This window comes from Streptomyces sp. NPDC048441 (assembly GCF_043200235.1).
Lineage (GTDB): Bacteria > Actinomycetota > Actinomycetes > Streptomycetales > Streptomycetaceae > Streptomyces.
This window is the reverse complement of the sequence record NZ_JBICXM010000002.1, coordinates 253,180-275,958: the sequence shown is the minus strand read 5'-3', so window position 1 is coordinate 275,958 and position 22,779 is coordinate 253,180. Positions and strand designations below refer to the sequence as shown.

17 protein-coding genes and 1 tRNA gene are annotated in these 22,779 nt (G+C 68.9%); 11 read left to right on the top strand and 7 right to left on the bottom strand.

Annotated elements, in window-relative coordinates; all coding sequences use genetic code 11:
- The first annotated feature begins 1 nt into the window (after position 1).
- From ACGFSB_RS05535 to ACGFSB_RS05505, 7 genes are all read left to right on the top strand, one after another.
- Positions 2-1,138: an SCO3242 family prenyltransferase gene (locus ACGFSB_RS05535; RefSeq protein WP_393395762.1), complete on the top strand. Its 1,137-nt coding sequence runs from the start codon at positions 2-4 to the stop codon at positions 1,136-1,138.
- A complete protein-coding gene (locus tag ACGFSB_RS05530; RefSeq protein ID WP_393394475.1) occupies positions 1,135-2,178 on the top strand; it encodes a sugar phosphate isomerase/epimerase family protein in 1,044 nt (347 codons plus the stop codon). The genes ACGFSB_RS05535 and ACGFSB_RS05530 overlap by 4 nt, the downstream gene beginning before the upstream one ends.
- Complete coding sequence (locus tag ACGFSB_RS05525; RefSeq protein ID WP_393394473.1) at positions 2,175-2,858, top strand: EboA domain-containing protein; 684 nt, start codon at positions 2,175-2,177, stop codon at positions 2,856-2,858. Before ACGFSB_RS05530 ends, ACGFSB_RS05525 begins: the two co-directional genes overlap by 4 nt.
- Positions 2,858-3,706: a TatD family hydrolase gene (locus tag ACGFSB_RS05520; RefSeq protein ID WP_393394471.1), complete on the top strand. Its 849-nt coding sequence runs from the start codon at positions 2,858-2,860 to the stop codon at positions 3,704-3,706. Before ACGFSB_RS05525 ends, ACGFSB_RS05520 begins: the two co-directional genes overlap by 1 nt.
- A 3-nt stretch (positions 3,707-3,709) precedes the next feature.
- On the top strand, positions 3,710-4,879 hold the full coding sequence (gene eboE / locus ACGFSB_RS05515) for a metabolite traffic protein EboE (protein ID WP_393394468.1): 1,170 nt from the start codon (positions 3,710-3,712) through the stop codon (positions 4,877-4,879).
- A complete protein-coding gene (locus tag ACGFSB_RS05510; protein WP_393394465.1) occupies positions 4,876-6,258 on the top strand; it encodes an alkaline phosphatase family protein in 1,383 nt (460 codons plus the stop codon). The genes eboE and ACGFSB_RS05510 overlap by 4 nt, the downstream gene beginning before the upstream one ends.
- Positions 6,259-6,391: 133 nt before the next feature.
- Positions 6,392-7,555, top strand: coding sequence for a sugar phosphate isomerase/epimerase family protein (locus tag ACGFSB_RS05505; protein WP_393394463.1), 1,164 nt, complete (start codon positions 6,392-6,394; stop codon positions 7,553-7,555).
- 89 nt (positions 7,556-7,644) lie between these two features.
- Here the strand turns inward: ACGFSB_RS05505 and ACGFSB_RS05500 are convergent, their stop codons facing one another.
- The 5 genes from ACGFSB_RS05500 to ACGFSB_RS05480 form a co-directional block, all read right to left on the bottom strand.
- On the bottom strand, positions 7,645-9,021 hold the full coding sequence (locus ACGFSB_RS05500) for an OFA family MFS transporter (RefSeq protein WP_393394460.1): 1,377 nt from the start codon (positions 9,019-9,021) through the stop codon (positions 7,645-7,647).
- Position 9,022: 1 nt separating this feature from the next.
- Positions 9,023-10,411, bottom strand: a complete 1,389-nt coding sequence (locus tag ACGFSB_RS05495; protein WP_393394457.1) for an OFA family MFS transporter — start codon at positions 10,409-10,411, stop codon at positions 9,023-9,025.
- Positions 10,412-10,536: 125 nt separating this feature from the next.
- The gene (locus tag ACGFSB_RS05490; RefSeq protein ID WP_393394454.1) at positions 10,537-12,681 is read right to left on the bottom strand and encodes an acetate--CoA ligase family protein; all 2,145 of its coding nucleotides are present in this window, start codon (positions 12,679-12,681) and stop codon (positions 10,537-10,539) included.
- Between the two features lie 3 nt (positions 12,682-12,684).
- Positions 12,685-13,917 carry a formyl-CoA transferase gene (gene frc / locus ACGFSB_RS05485; protein WP_393394451.1) on the bottom strand — a complete coding sequence of 411 codons (1,233 nt, stop codon included), beginning with the start codon at positions 13,915-13,917 and terminating at the stop codon, positions 12,685-12,687.
- Positions 13,918-13,929: 12 nt separating this feature from the next.
- On the bottom strand, positions 13,930-15,624 hold the full coding sequence (locus ACGFSB_RS05480) for a thiamine pyrophosphate-binding protein (protein ID WP_393394449.1): 1,695 nt from the start codon (positions 15,622-15,624) through the stop codon (positions 13,930-13,932).
- Between the two features lie 166 nt (positions 15,625-15,790).
- Between ACGFSB_RS05480 and sucC the strand changes: the two genes are divergently transcribed.
- The 3 genes from sucC (at position 15,791) to ACGFSB_RS05465 (ending at position 19,539) form a co-directional block, all read left to right on the top strand.
- Positions 15,791-16,930: an ADP-forming succinate--CoA ligase subunit beta gene (gene sucC / locus ACGFSB_RS05475; protein WP_393394446.1), complete on the top strand. Its 1,140-nt coding sequence runs from the start codon at positions 15,791-15,793 to the stop codon at positions 16,928-16,930.
- An 11-nt stretch (positions 16,931-16,941) separates the two neighbouring features.
- Positions 16,942-17,820 (top strand): succinate--CoA ligase subunit alpha, encoded by an 879-nt coding sequence (gene sucD / locus ACGFSB_RS05470; RefSeq protein ID WP_393394443.1) that lies wholly within the window; start codon positions 16,942-16,944, stop codon positions 17,818-17,820.
- Between the two features lie 129 nt (positions 17,821-17,949).
- Entirely contained in the window at positions 17,950-19,539 is a 1,590-nt protein-coding gene (locus tag ACGFSB_RS05465; protein WP_393394440.1) for an aldehyde dehydrogenase family protein, read from the top strand.
- 108 nt (positions 19,540-19,647) lie between these two features.
- Here the strand turns inward: ACGFSB_RS05465 and ACGFSB_RS05460 are convergent, their stop codons facing one another.
- A complete protein-coding gene (locus ACGFSB_RS05460) occupies positions 19,648-20,982 on the bottom strand; it encodes a DUF2254 domain-containing protein (RefSeq protein WP_393394437.1) in 1,335 nt (444 codons plus the stop codon).
- Between the two features lie 140 nt (positions 20,983-21,122).
- On the opposite strand from ACGFSB_RS05460, the gene ACGFSB_RS05455 reads away from it, so the two are divergent.
- A tRNA-Leu gene (locus ACGFSB_RS05455) sits at positions 21,123-21,207 on the top strand.
- Positions 21,208-21,278: 71 nt separating this feature from the next.
- Here ACGFSB_RS05455 and ACGFSB_RS05450 read toward each other — a convergent pair.
- On the bottom strand, positions 21,279-22,739 hold the full coding sequence (locus tag ACGFSB_RS05450) for an MFS transporter (protein WP_393394435.1): 1,461 nt from the start codon (positions 22,737-22,739) through the stop codon (positions 21,279-21,281).
- Positions 22,740-22,779: the final 40 nt, after the last annotated feature.

Genomic DNA, 22,779 nt, shown 5'->3' with positions numbered 1-22,779 from the left:
TGTGCGGGCGGGGGTCAGCCGTGAGGGTTCGGGGAGTGTGCGGGCGGGGGTCAGCCGTGAGGGATCGGGCGGTGTGCAGCCGGGCGTCAGCCGTGAGGGATCGGGCGGTGTGCAGCCGGGCGTCAGCCGGAGGGGTGCTGGCGGTGTCCCCCTGGGATCCGCTCGCGACTGGGCCGAGCTGCTGCGGGTCTCGGCCCTGTTCACCGTGCCCGGCGACGCCCTCGCCGGCGCGGCGGCGACGGGACTGTGCCCCAACCGCCGCACCCTCCTCGCCATCGCAGCCTCCCTCTCCCTCTACGAAGCGGGCATGGCCCTCAACGACTGGGCGGACCGGGCGGACGACGCGATCGAACGCCCCCACCGCCCCCTCCCGTCCGGCCGCATCGCCCCGTCGGCGGCACTGGGAGCGGCAGCGGCTCTGACGGCGGGAGGCCTGGCCCTGGCCGCGGGCGCGGGCCGCCCCGCCCTGAGGGTGGCGAGCGCCCTGGCGGCAACCGTGTGGGCCTACGACCTGGGCCTCAAGCACACCCCGGCGGGCCCGGTCGCCATGGCCGGCGCCCGCGCCCTCGACCTGCTCCTGGGAGCGGCGGCAACGGCCCCGAACCAACCGCCGATTCGCCTCCCCCGCACCCAACCCGCCCCTGCCGGGAAGCCCACCGGCCCTGGCCCCAGCCTCCGGGCGGCGGTGCCGACCGCCCTCGTCCTGGGCGCCCACACCCTCGCGGTGACGGCGGTCTCACGCCGCGAGGCACAGGGCGGCTCCACGGCGGCACCGCTGGGCGCCCTCGCCGCCACCGCAGCCCTGGCACAGCTGCTTGCCCGAAGCGGCGGCACGGGCGGCCCCGGCACTCTTCAACCCCACCCTGAGCTCACGCTGAGGCGCACCATCAGCGTCCGAGGCGCCGTCCAAGCCGCCCTCGCCGCCGGCTACGCCGCCACCGCCGCCCGCCCCCTCTTCCACGCCGCGCTCAACCCGTCGCCCCAACTGACCCAACGAGCCGTGGGCGGCGGCATCCGAGCCATGATCCCGCTCCAGGCCGCTCTCTCCGCCCGAGCGGGAGCCCTAGTCCCCGCTCTCTTGACCGCCGCCCTGGCCCCAGCAGCCCGCAAGTTCGGCCGAAAGGTGAGCGTCACATGACGGACCGAACAGACCGAACGGACCGAGTAGACCGAGCAGACCGAGCAGACCGGGCCACCGACCCGGAGGCTGATCAGGCGACGGGACCGGAAGCGGTAGCGAAGAGCAAGGTCGGCCCCGGGGCGGGCCCCCCGCACCCCCTCCGCTTCGGCTACGGCACCAACGGGCTGACCGACCTCCGGCTCGACGACGCCCTCGGACTTCTCGCCGACCTCGGCTACGAGGGCGTCGGACTCACCCTCGACCACATGCACCTCGACCCGCTCGCTCACGACCTCGCCGCCCGCACCCGCCACGTGGCCCGGGGCCTGGAGCGGCTGGGTCTGACGGTCACGATCGAGACCGGCGCCCGCTATGTGCTCGACCCGCGCCGCAAGCACGGCCCCTCGCTCCTGGACCCCGACCCGGACGCGCGTGCCGCCCGTGTCCGCCTGCTGATCCGTGCCGTCCAGATCGCCGCCGACCTGGGTGCCCACGCCGTGCACTGCTTCAGCGGCATCACCCCCGAAGGCACCCCCGAAGACGCCGCCTGGCAGCGGCTCGCCGAAGCCCTCGCCCCCGTACTGGACGCCGCGTCCGGCGCCGCCGTACCGATCGCCATCGAACCGGAACCAGGCCATCTCCTCTCCACTCTCGCCGACTTCCACCGGCTCCGTCACAAACTGGGCGACCCGGAGCCCCTGGGCCTCACCCTCGACATCGGCCACTGTCAGTGCCTCGAACCGCAGTCTCCCGCCGACTGCGTCCGCGCCGCCGCCCCCTGGCTACGGCACGTCCAGATCGAGGACATGCGCCGTGGTGTTCACGAACACCTCCCGTTCGGCGACGGGGAGATCGACTTCCCGCCCGTGCTCGAAGCCCTGGCCTCCACCGGCTACCAAGGCCTCACCGTCGTCGAACTGCCCCGCCACTCCCATGCGGGCCCTCAACTCGCCTCCCACTCCATCGAGTTCCTGCGCAGGGCGGCGACCGAAGCGGCCCACACCCCGTCGGCCCGCACCCCGTCGGCCCGCACCCCAGCCAGAGGAGGAACCCCGTGACCGATGCCCCCGCCATCGCCGACCTCCGCACCCGCCTCGAAGCCGCCCTCGGCGGTGCCGCCCGCGCCTGGCTCGATCAGGCGACCGCGGAAGCGGCAGCCCACCACGGGCAACCGGACCAAGGCACCACCCCTGTTTGGGAGTTGCGCTTCGCCGAGGCGGGCCGACGCTGCGGCCAGGAGCACGCCGACGCCGCCCGCGTGCTGCTCCTGCACGCGGCCGACGCGGACCCGACCACCCTCGCCCGCGTCTACGAGCAAGGCACCGCAGCCGAACGCCGCGCCGTCCTGCACGCCCTGCCCCACCTGGTGCCGGGTCCCGAGGCGCTGCCCCTGGTCGAGGACGCCCTGCGCACCAACGACACTCGGCTCGTCGCCGCCGCTGTCGGTCCGTACGCCGCCCGGCACCTCGCCCCGCACCACTGGCGTCACGCGGTCCTCAAGTGCCTCTTCACCGGCGTCTCCGTGGAAGCCGTCGCCGACCTCGACCGCCGCGCATGTGCCGACGCCGAACTCGCCCGGATGCTCGGCGACTACGCGGGCGAACGCACCGCCGCAGGTCGCCCCGTCCCCAGCGATCTGCACCGTGTCCTGGCCCTGACCACCCCTACAGCCCCCTATGCCGCAGTGGCCCCATCGGCCCCCGTGACCCCTTCGACCGGCGAGGAGCAGGAGTCCTGATGCGCATCTTCGACCCCCACATCCATATGACGTCCCGCACTACTGACGACTACCAGGCCATGTACGCGGCAGGCGTCCGCGCCGTCGTCGAGCCCGCGTTCTGGCTGGGCCAGCCCCGCACCTCACCTGCCTCCTTCTTCGACTACTTCGACTCCCTCCTGGGCTGGGAACCCTTCCGCGCGGCGCAGTACGGCATCGCCCACCACTGCACCATCGCCCTCAACCCCAAAGAGGCGAACGACCCGCGCTGCACCCCCGTCCTGGAAGCGCTGCCCCGGTATCTGGTCAAGGACAACGTCGTCGCCGTCGGTGAGATCGGCTATGACTCCATGACCCCCGCCGAGGACGCCGCGCTCGCCGCCCAGCTGCAACTGGCCGCCGACCACGAACTGCCGGCGCTCGTCCACACCCCGCACCGCGACAAGCTCGTCGGCCTGCGCCGCACCCTCGATGTCGTCAGGGAATCCGCGCTGCCCCTGGACCGGGTCCTCATCGACCATCTCAACGAGACCACGGTCAAGGAGGCCAAGGACGGCGGCTGCTGGCTCGGCTTCTCCGTCTATCCCGACACCAAGATGGACGAGGACCGGATGGTCGCCATCCTGCGCGATCACGGACCCGAGCGGGTCCTGGTGAACTCGGCCGCCGACTGGGGCAAGAGCGACCCGCTCAAGACCCGCAAGGTCGCCGACGCCATGCTCGCGTCCGGGTTCAGCGAGGACGATGTCGACCTGGTCCTGTGGCGCAACCCGGTGGCCTTCTACGGACTCAGCGGCCGCCTCGCCCTCGACGTCGAGGACACCGAGGCCACCCACGAGGGCAACTCCATCCTCCGCGGCGGGGCGTGAGCCATGCGCTTCAGGCACCCCGACGGCAGCGTCGTCCACCTCGCGTACTGCACCAACGTCCACCCGGCCGAGACCCTCGACGGCGTCCTCGCGCAGCTCCGCGACCACTGCGAACCCGTACGCAAGCGGCTCGGCAGGGACCGCCTGGGCATCGGCCTGTGGCTCGCCAAAGACGCCGCGCACGCCCTGGTCACCGACCCGGCCGCCCTGCGGGGCCTGCGCACCGAACTCGACCGGCGCGGGCTCGAAGTCGTCACCCTCAACGGCTTCCCGTACGAAGGGTTCGGCGCCGAGGAGGTCAAGTACCGGGTCTACAAGCCGGACTGGACCGATCCCGAGCGTCTCTCCCACACGACCGACCTGGCCCGTCTCCTCGCCGCCCTTCTCCCGGACGACGTCACCGAAGGCACCATCTCCACCCTTCCTCTCGCTTGGCGTACCCCCTTCGACGCTGCCGGCGCCGAAGCCTCTCGTACCGCTCTCACCGCGCTTGCCCAACGCCTGGACGCGCTCGAGGAGTTGACCGGTCGCTCGATCCGGATCGGTCTCGAACCGGAACCGGGCTGCACCGTGGAGACCACGGGCGACGCGATCGCCCCGCTCACCGCGATCGGGCACGACCGCATCGGCGTCTGTGTCGACACCTGTCACCTGGCCACCTCCTTCGAGGACCCGCGAACCGCGCTCGACGCGCTCGCCGCCGCGGGCATCCCCGTCGTGAAGTCCCAGCTCTCTGCCGCCCTGCACGCCGAACACCCCCATCTCCCCGGAGTCCGCGAAGCCCTCGCCGCTTTCGACGAACCCCGCTTCCTGCACCAGACGCGCACCCGCACCGCAGCCGGACTGCGCGGTACCGACGACCTCGGTGAGTCCCTCGCAGGCGACGCCCTGCCCGAGACGGCACCCTGGCGCGCCCACTTCCACGTCCCCCTCCACGCCGCTCCCGCGCCGCCCCTCACCTCCACGCTCCCCGTACTCAAGGACACCCTCACCCACCTGGTCGGCGGACCCGCCCCCCGCACCCGTCACCTCGAGGTCGAGACCTACACCTGGCAGGCGCTGCCTCCCGAACTGCGCCCCCGATCCCGCCCCCAGCTCGCCGACGGCATCGCCGCCGAGCTCACCCTCGCCCGCGATCTCCTGACGGACCTCGGCCTGAAGGAACTCCCATGAGCCCCACTCCTCTCCTCGTCCTGGACGTCGTCGGCCTCACCCCCCGTCTCCTGGACCACATGCCGCACCTCAAGTCCCTGGGACAGTCCGGCTCCAAGGCCACGCTCGGCACCGTCCTGCCCGCCGTCACCTGCGCCGCCCAGTCCACCTTCCTCACCGGCACCACCCCTGCCGAGCACGGCATCGTCGCCAACGGCTGGTACTTCCGTGAGCTCGGCGACGTCCTCCTGTGGCGCCAGCACAACGGCCTCGTCTCGGGCGACAAACTGTGGGACGCCGCCCGCCGCGCGCACCCCGGCTATACCGTCGCCAATATCTGCTGGTGGTACGCCATGGGCGCCGACACCGACATCACCATCACCCCCCGTCCCGTCTACTACGCCGACGGCCGCAAGGAACCCGACTGCTACACCCGGCCCCCGGCCCTGCACGACGAACTCACCGAGAAATTCGGTACGTTCCCCCTCTTCCACTTCTGGGGCCCTGGCGCCGACATCGTCTCCAGTCGCTGGATCGTGGACGCCACGCGTCACATCATCAGCACCCGCCACCCCGACCTGGCCCTGTGCTACCTCCCTCATCTCGACTACGACCTACAGCGCTTCGGCCCCGACGACCCGCGCTCCTACCAGGCCGCCGCCGATCTGGACGCGACCATCGCCCCCCTCCTCGACGACGCGAAAGCCGAAGGCCGCACCGTCGTCGCCCTGTCCGAGTACGGCATCACGCGCGTGGACCGCCCCGTCGACATCAACCGCGCCCTGCGCCGCGCCGGCCTGCTCGAAGTGCACACACAGGACGGCATGGAGTATTTGGACCCGATGACATCGCGCGCCTTCGCCGTCGCGGACCACCAGATCGCCCACATCTACGTCCGCAGGCCCGAGGACCTGGAGGCCACCCGCCAAGCGCTCGCCGACCTGCCCGGCATCGAGCAACTCCTCGATGACGAAGGCAAGAAGGCCAACCACCTGGACCACCCGCGCTCCGGCGAACTCGTCGCCGTCGCGGAGCCGGACGCCTGGTTCACGTACTACTACTGGCTCGACGACGCCCACGCGCCCGACTTCGCGCAGCTCGTCGAGATCCACCGCAAACCCGGCTACGACCCCGTCGAGCTCTTCATGGACCCCCAGGACCCCTACGTCCGCGTCAAGGCCGTGGGCGCGGTGGCCCGCAAGAAGCTCGGAATGCGCTATCGCATGGCGGTCGTGCCCCTGGACCCGTCACCTATTCGCGGCAGCCACGGCCGCCTCCCCACGAGCGAGGACCCCGATTCCGGACCGCTCATTCTGTGCTCCACCCCCCGCGCTGTAAGCGGCCGCGTCGCGGCCACCGATGTGAAATCCCTCCTCCTCGACCTGGCCGGCCTGGGCTGAGGCACACCTCGCCCCACCGTCCGCCCGGTCAGGAGCAGTTACAGAGAGTGAATCACGCGTCACTGACAACGCGCCAGTGGCGTCTGCCCGCACGTTGAAAAGCCCATAGTCCATGAGCCCAGGAGAGGCACCCGTGACCGACTTCCACGACACTCCCGCCGCCGACGAGGCGCTCAGACAGCGCCTTGGCATCAACCGCCGCCGTTTCCTCAGCACATGCACCGCTGTCGGCGCGGGCGCGATCGCCGCGCCCGTGTTCGGCGCGGCACCGTCCTTCGCCCGGACGCAGACAGGGGGCGGCCATGACCACGGTCACGGCCGCGACCTGGTGCCGGCGAAGAAGCGCGGCATCATCCTCTACACGGTGCGTGACGCGACCGGCCGTGACCCGCTCGCCTCCGACCTGCCCTCCGGTTTCCGCGAGGTGTTCAAGGAACTGGCCCGCTACGGCTACAAGCAGGTCGAGTTCGCGGGCTACGGCCAGCACGCCAACGCTCCCGGCGGTGCCAGTCTCGAGTCCGTCGAGGGCGCCAAGCTGCTGCGCTCCTGGCTCGACGAGTACGGCCTGCGCGCCCAGGGCAACCACGGCTTCATACCGGGATCATGGCCGCTCACGCAGCCCGACCTCGACACGTTCAAGAAGCACCTGGAGATCGCCAACATCCTCGGCATGGACCACATGGGAACCGGCGGCGACCCCACCAACAGCTCGTACAAGGCTGATTGGGACGTCGCCGCCGACAAGTGGAACGGCCTGGGCGACATCGCGCGCAAGGCCGGCATCAAGCTCTACACCCACAACCACGACGCGGCGTACGGCTTCCTGCTCGACGGCGGTCCGCTCGACGCGCAGGGCCGCCCGACCCGCAGCTCCGGCATCCGCAAGCTGGAGTACTTCCTCAAGGCCACCGACCCGAGGACGGTCTGGCTGGAGATGGACATCTACTGGGCGCACGTCGCGCAGTACAAGTTCCACACGTACACCGCGCACGACGGATCCCAGCGCGAGAAGGTGTTCGATCCGGCAGGGCTCGTCAGCCGCAACAACAAGCGCTACCCGCTGTTCCACGCCAAGGACGGCACCCGCAACGACACCAGTGGCGAGGGCTACGACATGGTGGCCTTCGGCGAGGGCGTCATCGACTACCGCACCTTCTTCAGCCGTGTCGGCGAGAAGGATTACCACAACCCCATGGTCGAGCAGGACAACGCGCCCAGCGGCACGGATCTCGGCCAGTCCCTGAAGCTCGCGAAGATCGGCTACGACAACCTGGCGGCTCTCCGCAAGAAGCGCTGAAGCGCCCGCACACACAGCCACACAGCTCTCGCCGCGCGGAAGCCGCGCGGCGAGAGCTGTGTGACGAGAGCTGTGTGACGTCACGGGGATCAGGCGGGCGCCGGCGCCCTCTCCCGCCCCGGCTGGCGGAGCAGCAGTGCGACGGCCGCGGCCAGCATGGAGATGCCGCCCGCGAGTGCGTACGCGCCGTTGTAGCCCCACGCGGCCACCACCATCGAGCCGAGCCCGCCGCCGAACAGACCGCTGACCAGCTTGCCGCTATAGACGAGCCCGTAGTTGGTGGCGTTGTAGTTCTCCCCGAAGTAGTCCGGGGTCAGCGCCGCGAACATCGGGTAGAACGCACCGCCACCGAATCCCGAGAGGAACGCGAAGACCAGGAACAGCCACTCGCTGTGGATGTCGCCCGCCCAGATCACGCCGAACTGTGAGAGTCCGAGGGTCAGGATCACGAACACCAGGGTCGCCTTGCGCCCCCAGATGTCCGAGAGCCATCCGACCACTCCGCGTCCGATGCCGTTGATGACGGCCATGAGCCCCATCGACGTCGCGGCGACCAGTGGTCCGAAGCCCACTTCCTTGGCGAAGTCCACCTGGAAGGAGATCCCGAAGATGGAGACACCCGCGGTCATGACGAGGGTGAACCACATCAGCGGCAGCATTCCCGTCCTGATGGCCTCCTTCGGTGTGAACTGACGTACCGCGGGAGGGTTCTTGGCGAGGCTCACCGCGTTCTTCGAAGCGCCCGACGTCTCCAACGGGTCGACGTCGGAGGGCCACCAGTTCTTCGGCGGGTCCTTGAAGAAGAAGGCGCAGGTCAGAACGACGACGAGGATGTACGCGCCGATCAGGTCGAGGACGCGGTGGTAATTGCCCGTGTCGAAGGCGTAGTTGAAGATGAAGATGAACGGCAGTGAGCCGTACGCGAATCCGCCGTTGACGAACCCGGTCTTCGCGCCACGGCGTTCGGGGAACCACTTGGCGACCATGTTGATGCAGGTCGCGTAGACAAAGCCGGAGCCCACGCCGCCGATGACGCCGAACCCGATGATCGCGAGCCATACGTTGTTCAGGTGTGACAGGGCGAGGAATCCGATCAGGCACATGAACGACCCGATGTACATGGCGCCCCGCGCCGACAGGATGCCCTTCTCGCGCATCCATCCCGCCGGGAACGCTATGCCTGCCTGGAAGAAGACCCAGACACTCAGAATCCAGAAGGTGTTGGACTGCGTCCAGCCGTGGGCGTGGGAAAGGGTGTCCTCCGCCGAGCCGAACGCGTACTCGAAGACACTGATGGCCATCATCGCGATCCACGGCAGATACACCATGATCTTGCGGGAGTGGCCGAGGATGTCCCGGTCCGTCTCGCCCACGCGGTAGACGCGGCCGCGCGCGTCGGTGATCTCGCGATACGGGGTGCCGTTCTCCGGCGCTTTGTTGCCTGTGGCGATGGGCTCCGCCGTCATATCAGGCCATCTCCTCACCGAGGGGTTGCGGATTGGGTTTGATGCCTTTGTTCTTGGGCCTTCCCGGTTGGGAAAGGAAGAGCGCGATGAATCCGGCGAACAGGGAAATTGATCCGGCGATCGTGAAAGCACCGGTGTGGCCCCAGTTGCTCACCACGACGGCACCCATACCGGAGCCGAGAAGCCCGGAGACCAGCTTGGAGCTGTAGACCAGGCCGTAGTTGGAGGCGTTGTTGTTCTCGCCGAAGTAGTCCGCCGTCATCGCGGCGAACATCGGGAAGATGGCGCCGCCGCCGAAGCCGGAGATGCTGGAGAAGATCAGGAACAGTGGGAGGTTCTTGATGTCGGCGGCCCACAGGATGCCGTACTGGGAAAGCCCCAGGACGATGCAGACGAATATCAGGCAGCGTTTGCGTCCGTAGAGGTCCGAGAGCCAGCCGATGACGCCTCGGCCCGTGCCGTTGACGATGGCTTTCAAGGACATCGCCGTAGCGACGATTCCGCCGGCGAATCCGGCTTCCTTTCCGATGTCGACCTGGAACGCGATGCCGAAGATGTTCACGCCCGATGTGCACAGCAGGCAGAACCACATCAGCGCGACCCGTCCGGTCTGCCACGCCTCCTTGGGCGTGTACTGCCGCGTGGCGGGCGGGTTCATCGCAAGGGCCCGCCTGGCCCGTGGGTCGTCCGGCGGCCGCAGCGGGTCCACATCGGCCGGCCACCAGTTCTTCGGCGGGTCCTGGAAGTAGTAACCGGCCACGGCGACCATCGCCGCCAGGAAGAGGCCGACGCTCACAAGAACCCAGCGGAAGTTCGTCAGGTCCATGAAGCCGGTAAAGATGAAAACGAACGGCACCGAGCCGTAGGCGAATCCGCCGTTGACGAATCCGGTCTTTCCTCCCTTCCGTTCCGGATACCACTTGCCGACCATGTTCACGCAGGTCGCGTACACCATGCCGGCGCCCATACCGCTGAACATGCCGAAGCCGATGTAGGCGACGACCACATGTGGCGCGAACGCCAGCGACAGATATCCCAGCAGTGTTCCGAGAGCGCCGCACATCATCGCCCAGCGCGCCGGAAGCTTTCCGCTCTCGCGCAGCTTGCCCGCCGGGAAGGCCACCGCGGCCTGGAAGAAGACCCAGACCCCCAGCATCCAGAAGATGTGGGTGTCGCCCCAGGAATGCGCGGTGTGCAGGGTGTCCTCGGCAGAGGCGAATGCGTACTCGGCCGAGCTGATGCCCATCATGCCGATCCACGGCAGGATGACCATCCACTTGCGCTTGCGGCCCATGATGTCGACATCGGTCTCGCCGACTCGGTACATCCGGCCGTTGGCGTCCGTCACCTCCCTGTATGGGACGGCTGTGGGTATGTCAGTTGTCGTCATGTCGAGTTAGCACCCCTCGCGTCGAAAAGATCCTGGCCAGCGCCCCCTGTCCAATACCTTTCGTGTGCGCACGGGTCCCGGGGCCGGCCGACGCGCACCGCCGGCCGGCCCCAACACCGGTCACCTCATCGACCGCCCCCCAACAGACCGGCCGCTCGGGCCCACCGGTACTTGGCGCCGAGCGCGGCCACCGGCTTCTCCGTCGTGTACGGGTACGCCACGACGCCCCGCTCGAAGAGGTACTGGCAGGCCTCCTCCACCTCGACATCGCCCGCGAGGGATGCCACGACGGGCTTCTCGATGCCACGCTCACGGAACTCCGCGACCACCCGGGCCGTCAGTTCGGCGAAGACCATGGGTGGGGTGACGATGGTGTGCCAGTAGCCCAGGACGAGCGAGTGGATACGCGGGTCCTCCAGGCCGAGCCTGATGGTCGCCTCGTACGTCGAAGGGGGCTCGCCCCCGGTGATGTCGACCGGGTTGCCCGCCGCTCCGAAGGGCGGGATGAACGCCCGGAAGGACGCGTCCAGGTCGTCCGGGATCTCCATAAGGCGCAGCCCGTTGTCGGTCACCGCATCGGAGAGCAGCACGCCCGAGCCGCCCGCACCTGTGATGATCACGATGTTGTCGCCCTGCGGGGTGGGCAGCACCGGCAACGCGCGCGCGTACTCCAGCATCTCGTTCAGGCCGGGGGCCCGGATGACGCCGGCCTGCTTGAGGATGTCGTCGTACACGGCGTCATCGCCCGCCAGGGCGCCCGTGTGCGATCCGGCGGCCTTCGCACCGGCGGCCGTCCGTCCGGCCTTCAGGACCACGACGGGCTTCTTCGGAACGGTCGCCCGCGCGGCCTCCACGAAGGCGCGGCCGTCCTTGAGGTCCTCCAAGTGCATGGCGATGCACTTGGTGTTGGGGTCCTCGCCGAACCACGTGAGGAGGTCGTCCTCGTCAAGGTCCGACTTGTTGCCGAGCCCCACGATCGCCGAAACGCCCGTCTTCGTAGTGCGCGCGAAGCCGAGGATGGCCATTCCGATGCCACCGGACTGGCTCGTCAGGGCGACCCCGCCCTTGACGTCGTACGGCGTGCAGAACGTGGCGCACAGGTTCTGCCACGTCGCGTAGTAGCCGTAGATGTTCGGACCGAGCAACCGCACGCCGAGCCGCTCGCCGATCTCCACGATCTCGTCCTGGAGGGCCTCTTCACCGGTCTCGGCGAACCCGGAGGGGATGAGGACCGCATTGGGGATCCCCTTGCGACCCACCTCCTCCAAGGCCGACGCCACGAACTTGGCGGGGATCGCGAAGACCGCCACATCCACCTCACCGGGAACGTCCGTAACACTCTTGTACGCCTTGCGGCCCAAGATGTCATCGGCCTTGGGATTCACCGGATGGATCTCTCCGGAGAAGCCACCGTCGATGAGATTGCGCATCACCGAATTGCCGATCTTGCCCTGTTCGCTGGACGCGCCGATCACAGCTACGGAGCGGGGCTCCATCAGCCGCCGCATCGACGTGAGCATCTCCTCACGTGTGTATGTACGGCGTTGCTTCGTGGCCCCTTCGGAGAGGATGACGCGGATGTCCGCGGCGATCGCCCCCTCCGGAGTGGCGATCACCGGGTTGAGGTCGACCTCGGCGATCTCCGGGAAGTCGGTGACCAGTTCGGAGACGCGGCGTATCTGCTCGGCGATGGCCCACCGGTCCACCGCGGGCGCGCCCCGCACGCCGCGCAGGATCTCGGCGGCACGGATCGAGTCGAGCATCGATGCGGCCTCGTCCGCGTCGACCGGCGCGAGGCGGAACGTGACGTCCTTGAGGACTTCGACGAGTACGCCGCCGAGTCCGAAGGCGACGACCTTCCCGAACGTCGGATCGGTCACCGCTCCGACGATCACCTCCTGGCCCGAGGGCAGCAGCTCCTGGACCTGCACACCCTCGATACGTGCCTTCGGTGCGTACGTGCGCGCGTTCTCGACGATCTCGCAGAAGGCGGCCCGCACATCGGTGGCGCCCTCCACACCGACGATGACGCCGCCCGCGTCGGTCTTGTGCAGGATGTCGGGGGAGACGATCTTCATGACGACGGGCCCCTCGAAGCGGGCCGCGTGCGCCACCGCCTCGTCGACGTCCTTCGCCAATTCCTCGCCCGGCACGGCGATCCCGTACGCGTCCGCCAGGATCTTGCCCTCCGGCGCTGTCAGCGAGGTGCGTCCCTCGGCGCGCACGGTGTCGAGGAGAGCTCGCACCCTCAGTGCGCGGTCTTCGGCCATCAATCAGATCACTCCGTTCGACTTGAGCAGGCGCAGTTCCTCGTCGCCGAGGCCGAGCTCACCGACGAAGACTTCCGCGTTGTGCTCGCCCAGGAGCGGCGAACTGAGCACGTCCACGGGGGAGTCCGACAGCTTCAGCGGGGAGCCGACCGTGGTGAAGGAGCCGCGCTGTGGGTGCGCGACCTCGACGACCATCTCGTTCGCGGCCAGCGAGGCGTCCTCGATGATCTCCTTGGTGGAGAGGATCGGACCGCAGGGGATGTTGTGGGCGTTGAGCCGCTCGAGGACCTCCCACTTGGGGAGCGTCGACGACCACTCCTCGATGAGCTGGAACATCTTGCCGAGCTTGGGAAGCCGTGACTCCGGAGAGGCCCACTCGGGGTCCTCGGCGAGCTCCGGACGTCCGATGAGCTCGGTGAGAGGCTGCCAGCCGACGGGCTGCACGATGACGTACACGTAGTCGTTCGGGCCGCCCGGAGCACACTTGACGGCCCACCCGGGCTGCCCGCCGCCGGAAGCGTTCCCGGAGCGCGGCACCTCGTCCCCGAAGTCCTCGTTCGGATACTCGGCGAGCGGCCCGTGAGCGAGGCGCTGCTGATCGCGGAGCTTCACCCGGCACAGGTTCAGGACGGCGTGCTGCATGGCGACGTTCACGCGCTGCCCGCGACCGGTGTTCTCCCTCTGGAAGAGGGCGGCGAGAATTCCGGCGACGGCGTGGATGCCGGTCCCGGAGTCGCCGATCTGGGCGCCTGTGGCGAGCGGTGGACCGTCTTCGAATCCCGTGGTCGACATGGAGCCGCCCATGGCCTGTGCCACCACTTCGTAGGCCTTGAAGTTGGTGTAGGGGCCGTCTCCGAAGCCCTTGATCGAGGCGTAGACGATCCGCGGGTTGATCTCCTGGATGCGCTCCCAGGTGAAGCCCATCCGGTCCACGGCGCCAGGACCGAAGTTCTCGACCATCACGTCGGAGCGCCGGATCAGCTCCGTGAGGAGCTCCTTGCCGCGCTCGGTCTTGGTGTTGAGGGTGATGCTCCGCTTGTTGCAGTTGAGCATCGTGAAATAGAGCGAGTCGACGTCCGGGAGATCGCGCAACTGCTTGCGCGTGATGTCTCCGGAGGGCGCCTCCAGCTTCACCACGTCCGCGCCGAGCCACGCGAGCAGCTGCGTGGCGGAGGGCCCGGACTGGACGTGTGTCATGTCGAGGACGCGTACGCCCTCAAGAGCCTTGGTCGTCATCGCGCGGGCTCCTCACTTGTACATGGTCTGGTTCATGGTTCCGGGGGCGTACGCGTCCGGATCGACCCACACGTTGATCAGCGAGGGCTTGCCCGATTCGCGCGCCCGCTGGAGTGCGGGGCCGATGTCGGCGGGGTCGCGGACCTCTTCGCCGTATCCGCCGAGCATCTGGGCGAACTTGTCGTAGTGGACGTCTCCGAGGGTGTTGCCGACCCGCTCGCGCTCCTCGCCGTACTTGGCCTTCTGGCCGTAGCGGATCTGGTTCATCGAGGAGTTGTTGCCGACGATCCCGACGAAGGGCAGGTTGTAGCGGACGAGCGTCTCGAAGTCCCACCCGGTCAGCGAGAAGGCGCCGTCTCCGAAGAGGGCCACCACCTCCTTGTCGGGCCGCGCCTGCTTGGCGGCGAGCACGAAGGGGATGCCGACACCGAGCGTGCCGAGAGGGCCTGGATCCATCCAGTGCCCTGGCGACTTGGGCTGCACGACCTGCCCGGAGAAGGTGACGATGTCGCCGCCGTCGCCGATGTAGATCGAGTCTTCGGTAAGGAAGTCGTTGATCTCGCTGACGAGACGGTACGGATGGATCGGCGAGGCGTCGGACTTCAGGCTCGGCAGCCGCTTCTCGATCGCCGTCTGTTCGGCGGCCCGCAGTTCGTCGATCCACTCCTTGCGCTTGGACGCGCCTCCGTTGAGACGACCGGACGCCGCCTCGGTGACCGACTTCAGGATGAGTCCGGCGTCCCCGACGATGCCCAGGTCGACGTCCCTGTTCTTGCCGACGGTCCGGTAGTCGAGGTCGATCTGTACGACCGTCGCGTCCGGCGAAAGACGCTTTCCGTAGCCCATACGGAAGTCGAAGGGAGTCCCCACGATGACGATGAGGTCGGCGTTGGAGAACGCGTACCGCCGCGACAGCTGGAAGTGGTGCGGGTCCCCGGGCGGCAGGGTGCCGCGCCCCGCGCCGTTCATGTAGGCGGGCACGTTCAGGGTCCGCACGAGTTCGATGGCGGACGCCGTGCCCCGTGTCGTCCACACCTGGCTGCCGAGCAGGATCGCCGGCTTCTCGGCGTGCACGAGCAGATCGGCGAGCTTCTCGATGGCATCGGGGTCACCGGCCGAACGGGTGGACGCCCGATACTGCCCGGCCTGCGGCACCCGGGCCTTGTCCACCGGCACCTTGGCGTCGAGCACATCGCGCGGTATCTCCAGGAAGGAAGGGCCTGGAGCGCCGTGGTAGCACTCGCGGAACGCCATCGACACCATGTCGGCGGCGCGCGCCGTGTCCGGCACGGTCGCGGCGAACTTGGTGATCGGCGTCATCATGTCGACGTGCGGAAGGTCTTGAAGTGACCCCATCTTGTGCTGGGTGTGCGCCCCCTGGCCGCCGATGAGCAGCATGGGGGACTCCGCGCGGAAGGCGTTCGCGACGCCCGTGACGGCGTCCGTGGTTCCCGGACCCGCCGTGACCACGGCGCATCCCGGCTTGCCTGTGAGACGTGCGTAGCCGTCGGCCGCGTGGGCGGCGACCTGCTCATGGCGTACGTCGACGACATCGATCCCCTCGTCGACGCAGCCGTCGTAGATGTCGATGATGTGGCCGCCGCACAAGGTGTAGATGACCTCCACACCCTCTGCTTTGAGTGCCTTGGCGACCAGATGCCCACCGGAGATGTGGGTTTGGTTCGTGTCGCTGCTGCCGTCGGGCATGGCGAAGTCCTGTCCCTTCGTAGGGGAGTTGGAGCGCTCACACGCTGCTCGTAGGTGCTCTCGCGGTAGATTGCATACAGTCGACGAATACTGTATGAAGCTTGTTATCCCGCATCCGGTGGGTGGTGTCCAGGGGGCGTGCGGCACTTTTAAGTCAGGAGCCGGAATGGACCTGTTCGAGCACCAGGCAAGGGAACTCTTCGAGGAATACGGCATCTTGGTGCCGTCGGCCGAGGTGGCCGGCACGGCCAAGGAGGCACGCGCGGCCGCCGAACGCCTGGGTGGCCGCGTCGTCGTGAAGGCACAAGTAAAGACCGGAGGGCGCGGTAAGGCGGGCGGCGTCAAGCTCGCCGCGGACCCGGCCGCCGCCGAGATCACAGCACGGCAGATCCTCGGCATGGACATCAAGGGCCACACTGTGAACAAGGTGATGCTGGCCCAACCAGTAGAGATCGACCGAGAGTTCTACGTCTCGTACGTACTGGACCGCGCGGCGGGCCGCTTCCTCGCGATCGCGTCCGCCGAGGGCGGCATGGAGATCGAGGAAGTGGCGGCGAGCCGTCCGGAGGCCGTCGCGCGCGTGGAGATCGATCCGGCAGCAGGGGTGAGCCGGACGAAGGCGGCCGAGATCGCAGCGGCGGCGGGACTTCCCGAAGCCGTGGCCGACGTACTCGTCAAGCTGTGGCAGGTACTGATCCGCGAGGACGCGCTCCTCGTAGAGGTGAACCCCCTCGTCCGCACCGCCCAGGGAGAGATCCTCGCCCTCGACGGCAAGGTGACCCTGGACGACAACGCACGTTTCCGTCAGGCACGTTGGGGCGCCGACGCATCCGTGCGCGACGACCCCTTGGAGTCGGCAGCCGCGTCCAAGGGCCTCAACTACGTCAAGCTCGACGGCGAGGTAGGCATCATCGGCAATGGCGCGGGCCTCGTCATGTCCACCCTCGACGTGGTCGCGGGCTGCGGCGCGCGCCCCGCGAACTTCCTCGACATCGGAGGCGGCGCCTCCGCCCAGATCATGGCCGACGGCCTCTCCGTCATCCTCTCCGACCCCGCCGTCAAGTCCGTCTTCGTCAACGTCTTCGGCGGCATCACCGCGTGCGACGCGGTCGCCGACGGCATCGTCCAGGCCCTGGAATCCGTCCAGTTGACCAAGCCGCTCGTCGTCCGGCTCGACGGCAACAACGCCGTACGGGGCCGCGCCATCCTCGACGAACGGGCGCACCCCCTCGTCCAGCAGGCCACCACCATGGACGGCGCCGCACGACGCGCCGCCGACCTCGCAGGCCACACCAACGCAGCCTAAGGAGCCGGGACATGGCGATCTACCTCACCAAGGAGAGCAAGGTCCTAGTCCAGGGCATGACCGGTGCCGAGGGCATGAAGCACACCCGCCGGATGCTCGAGGCGGGCACGGACATCGTCGGCGGGGTCAACCCCCGCAAGGCGGGCCGCACCGTCGACTTCGACGACCGCGCAGTGCCGGTCTTCGGCTCGGTCCGCGACGGCATCCAGGCCACCGGCGCCGACGTCACCGTCGTCTTCGTGCCGCCCGCGTTCTCCAAAGCGGCGGTCACCGAAGCCGCCGACGCCGGGATCGGCCTCGCCGTCGTCATCACCGAAGGCATCCCGGTGCACGACTCCGTCGCCTTCCACGCGTACGCGAAGGAGCGCGGCACCCGAGTGATCGGACCCAACTGCCCAGGCCTCATCACCCCGGGGCAGGCCAACGCGGGCATCATCCCCGCCGACATCACCAAACCCGGCCGCGTCGGCCTGGTGTCGAAATCCGGCACGCTCACCTATCAACTCATGTACGAGTTGCGCGACATAGGCTTCTCGACGTGCGTAGGCATCGGCGGAGACCCCGTCGTCGGCACCACGCACATCGACTGCCTCGCAGCCTTCGAGGACGACCCCGACACCGAACTGATCGTCCTCATCGGCGAGATCGGCGGCGACGCGGAGGAACGCGCTGCCGCCTACATCGAGCGGTCCGTCACCAAACCTGTCGTCGCGTACATCGCCGGCTTCACCGCACCCGAAGGCAAGACCATGGGACACGCGGGAGCCATCGTCTCGGGCTCGTCCGGCACCGCACGCGCCAAACAGGAGGCGCTGGAGGCCGCCGGGGTGCGAGTCGGCGCCACACCGACGGAAACGGCACGCCTCGTTCTCAACCAGCTCGGGGCGTGACGTCACTCATAGGTGGCAGGCCCTGACTGCACTACCGTCCCCCAGCACACATACGGACCGCGAACCGAGCGGCGCCGTACGAGCCATGCACCCCGCCCCGACTTGTGCACCGTGAGCGGAGACACCCGAATGGCACCCACCCTCAGCAACCCCATCAACCCCATCAACCCCTTCAATCCTGCCAACCCCCTTGTCCTCAAAGCGGGTACGGCCTGGACCGACGCCTGGCAGCGCTGCATCGCCGTCGCGCCCGAGGCCTTCCGCGACGACCGCGTCCTGAATCTGTGGAACGGGACCTGGCAGGCGGACGGCCGGACACTGCCCGCCACATCCCCCGTCGACGGCAGCCCCATCGCGGGCCCGCCGCGCCTCGACGCCGCCACCGCCCACCAGGCCGTACGCGCCTCACTCGATCAGCACCGGGCCTGGCGACACGTCCCGTTGGAGGAACGGCGCACCCGCGTCGCCGCCACGCTCGACGCCCTCACCGAACACCGTGAACTGCTCGCCCTCCTCCTCGTCTGGGAGATCGGCAAGCCCTGGCGGCTCGCGCAGGCCGATGTCGACCGGGCCATCGACGGCGTGCGCTGGTACGTCGACGGCATCGAGCCGATGGTGGAGGGCCGGACCCCGCTGGACGGTCCCGTATCCAACATCGCGAGCTGGAACTACCCCATGAGCGTGCTCGTTCACGCAGTGTTGGTACAGGCACTAGCGGGCAACGCGGTCATCGCCAAGACCCCGACCGATGGCGGCGTCGCCTGCCTCACCCTGGCCTGCGCGCTCGCCGCCCGCGAGGGGATACCCGTCACCCTCGTAAGCGGCAGCGGAGGAGAACTGTCCGAGGCGCTGGTCCGCGCACCGGAGATCGGCTGCGTCTCCTTCGTCGGCGGGCGTGACACGGGCGCGGCCGTCGCCACGGCCGTCGCCGACCTCGGCAAGCGGCACATCCTCGAACAGGAAGGACTCAACACCTGGGGCATCTGGAACTACAGCGACTGGGACGCGCTCAGCGCCGTCATCCCCAAGCTCTTCGACTACGGCAAGCAGCGCTGCACGGCGTATCCGCGCTTCGTCGTCCAGCGGGGCCTCTTCGACGAGTTCCTCGCCGCCTACCTCCCGGCCGTGCGCACCCTGCGCATCGGCCACCCCCTGGCGGTCGAGCGCGCCGAAGACCCCTTCCCGCAGCTGGACTTCGGCCCGCTGATCAACGCCGCCAAGGCCAAGGAACTGGGCGACCAGGTGACGGAAGCCATCAACCGGGGCGCCGTCCCGCTCTACCGCGCCAACCCGGCGGCGGACCGCTTCCTGCCCGGCCAGGACACGGACGCGTATCTCCACCCCGTCACGCTCCTCAACCCGCCCCCGTCCTCTCCGCTGCACCACGCGGAGCCGTTCGGCCCGGTCGACACCATCGTCCTGGTCGACACGGAGGCGGAGCTGCTCGCTGCCATGAACGCGTCGAACGGAGCGCTGGTCGCCACACTGTCGACCGACGACACGGCGGCGTACGAACGCCTCGCACCCCAGATCCGGGCGTTCAAGACGGGCCGCGGGAAGCCTCGTTCGCGAGGCGACCGGGACGAGCTGTTCGGCGGGTTCGGCGCGTCCTGGCGCGGCGCGTTCGTCGGCGGTGAGCTGCTGGTGCGGGCGGTCACGCATGGCCCGGCGATGGAGCGGCCGCCGGGGAACTTCCCGAGCTACCACCTGATGGCGTGAGCGCTCTGTGACGGCATGAGGTCGCCCGTGACGGCGTGAGCTTTCTCCCGCCCGTCCGACCGGCAGCTGCTCGTCCGGCCGGCGGGGAATCGGTTGCCTGGCCGCTGCCTAGCCGATGCCCTGCCGGTCGGGACGCAGGGCGAAGGCGCGGTCCGCGGCCTCAGGGACCGCGCGTTCCACCGCCTGCGCGAGCAGCTCGCGGTGGCGCAGGAGGGGCTCCCGGCGTACCTCGGGAGTCAGTCGCAGCAGGTCGTCAAGGCCGGCCAGTATGCGCCGGGTGACCTGCGGATTGCCGATCGCGCACCCCCGGATCTCGGCGAACCCGAGATCCACCAGGGCGGTCCAGTCGGGCACGGGCTGCACCATCCGTACGGCCCCGCGCCGGTCACGGTGGCGCAGGGCGCCCAGCGGGTAGCCGGCCACCGACGCCAGGAACTGGATGATGCGGTCCAGGGCCTGTACGGCGGTGGTCGGGTCGTTGACCGCGGGGGAGAGGGCTCGCAGTGCGATGTCGGCGAGCTGTCGAAGACCGAACCCGAGGTCCTGGTGGAAGGTGCGCTCCACGCCCACGGACACCGCGTACCGCAACGCGCGCCGCGGCGGCGCCGCACCACCATGGACGGTGAACACGGGAGTCCCAGGCACCACGAAGTCCCCGATGCGAGGTACAAGACGCAGCACCACCCCCTGCCGCTTGGCCGCCCGCACCACGCGGGCGATATGTACGTCCCGCAGTACCCCGGACCGCCCCCTATGAGTGATCCGCGCGGTCTCGGGGCCGAGGCGTTCATCGTCGACCGCGCCTTCGGGCGGATGCTTCACGGCCACCCGGAACGACTCCCGGGCGATCCGGTCGATCACGAAGCTGATCCGCATCATGCGGAGCGTTCCGTTCACGTACGCCACGAACAGCAGCAGGCTCAGGAACAGCATCGCCATGGCGAGGATCGACTCGATCAGCGGCACGCTCGTCAGCAGCTTCGGATCGCTCTCGCTGTCGAAGGACGTGAGCGTCATCAGCGAGAAGAGAAACGTCGCCAGAAAGACGGTGAGCGTGATCTTGGTGATCCGCGACCTCACATACAGCCGCACCACCCGCGGGCTGAACTGTCCGCTGGCCATCTGCACGGCCACCAGCGAGATGCTGAAGACGACACCGATGAAGGTCATCATGGCCGAGCCGATGGTGCTGATCACCGCCTTGGCGTCCTCGGCGATCCTCATCAGATCCTTGACGGTGTCGTAGTCCCCGTCCTCCTGCGCGGCCTCCACGATGCGCGCGTCCAGAGCCGACGCGGCCCACCACAGCACCATGGCGCCCACGAGCCCCGCGGTCGGCGCGAACCACATGGTGTCCCGCAGATGCTCGCGCAGCGGAGACAGCAGCCGGGGCCGCCTCACCTTCGGACCACCCTGCGCCTCAGTAATCAGCCCGTCACTCATGGTCAGACTCTAGATGTGGCGACGCGGGTCGCCGCGTATCCGCCTGTCGACGTACGGATACGCAGGTGAAAGGCACTCCGAAAGCTTGGTATTGTTGTCCATGTCGCCGCGGGGAACACACCGCGAACGGCAGACACCTAGTCCGGGTGGCGGAATGGCAGACGCGCTAGCTTGAGGTGCTAGTGCCCTTTAACGGGCGTGGGGGTTCAAGTCCCCCCTCGGACACTTGCAAGAACGTTGTACGAGTGAGGGCCGTGACCGGAAGGTCACGGCCCTCACTCGTGTGCGCGGTGGAATCAGGCCGCAGCCTCCGACGCCGGGTGCGGTTCGGTGTTCTTCCCCGGAGCCTCTGCGCCGGATTCCATCGGGCGTACGGGGATGAGGGACGCGACCGCCGCCGCCGCGAGGCCCACCCCGCAGCCGATCAGCATGGCGGTCCGGAAGCCGTCCTCGGACGGCAGGAAGTGACCGCCGAAGTCCGTCGTCAGCTGGGCGAGGACCACGCCGATCACGGCCGCCGCCCCGGAACTGCCGATCGAACGCATCAGGGTGTTGAAGCTGTTGGCCGACGCGGTCTCCTCCTGCGGGACCGCGCCCATGATCAGGGCCGGCATCGCCCCGTATGCCAGGCCGACGCCTCCGCTGCAGATGATGGTCACGACGAGCAGGCCCCAAGTGGAGCCGAGCAGCAGCAGGGAGGACGCGTAGCCGGCGGAGATGACCAGGCTGCCGACGGCCAGGGTGACCTTGGGGCCGCGGGCGGCCGAGAGCTTGGCGCCGAGCGGGGAGAGCGCCATCATCATCAGGCCCGCGGGGGCCATCCACAGACCCATGGCGATCATCGACTGACCCAGGCCGTAGCCGGTGGCCTCGGGCAATTGGAGCAGCTGGGGTACGACGAGGGACTGGGCGTACATCGCGAAACCGACGAGCACCGAGGCCGCGTTGGTCATCAGGACCTGCGGACGGGCGGTGACGCGCAGGTCGACGAGCGGTTCCGTGGAGCGCAACTCCCAGCGGCCCCAGGCCAGCAGAACTACGACCGCGACGATGAACAGGCCGAGCGTGGTGCCGCTCGTCCAGCCCCAGTCGGAGCCCTTGGAGACGGCGAGCAGCAGGCTGATCAGACCGATGCCCAGGCCGACCGCTCCCAGGGCGTCGAAGCGCGCGGAGCCGGTGCCGGCCCTGCCTGCGGGGACGAACCGCCAGGCCAGGAAGCCGACCAGCAGGCTCAGGGCACCGGCGACCCAGAACAGCACACGCCAGCTGGCGTTCTCGGCGACCGCCGCGGCGAACGGCAGGCCGAGCGCGCCGCCCACGCCCATGGACGCGCTCATCAGGGCGATGGAGGAGCCGAGCTTCTCCGGCGGCAGCACATCACGCAGGAGGCTGATGCCCAGCGGTACGACGCCCATGCCCAGGCCCTGCATACCCCGCCCGACGATCATCGGCACCAGGGAGGAGGACAGCGCGCAGACCACCGAGCCGGCGACGAGCGGCACCACGGAGACGAGCAGTATGCGCCGCTTGCCGTACATGTCGCCGAGCCGTCCGGCTACGGGGGTCGCCACCGCCGCGGAGAGCAGTGTGGCCGTGATCACCCAGGACGCGTTCGACGGGGTGGTGTCGAGTATGGACGGGAGGTCACCGATCAGCGGCACCACCAGCGTCTGCATGATCGCGGCCACGATACCCGCGAGGGCTAGTACGCCGACGACGCTCCCTGGGCGGACGTCGTCGGGATTGGTGCTGACCACTGGTTCTCCTTCGGTTCTTCCGGGCGGCCCCCGGACTGCT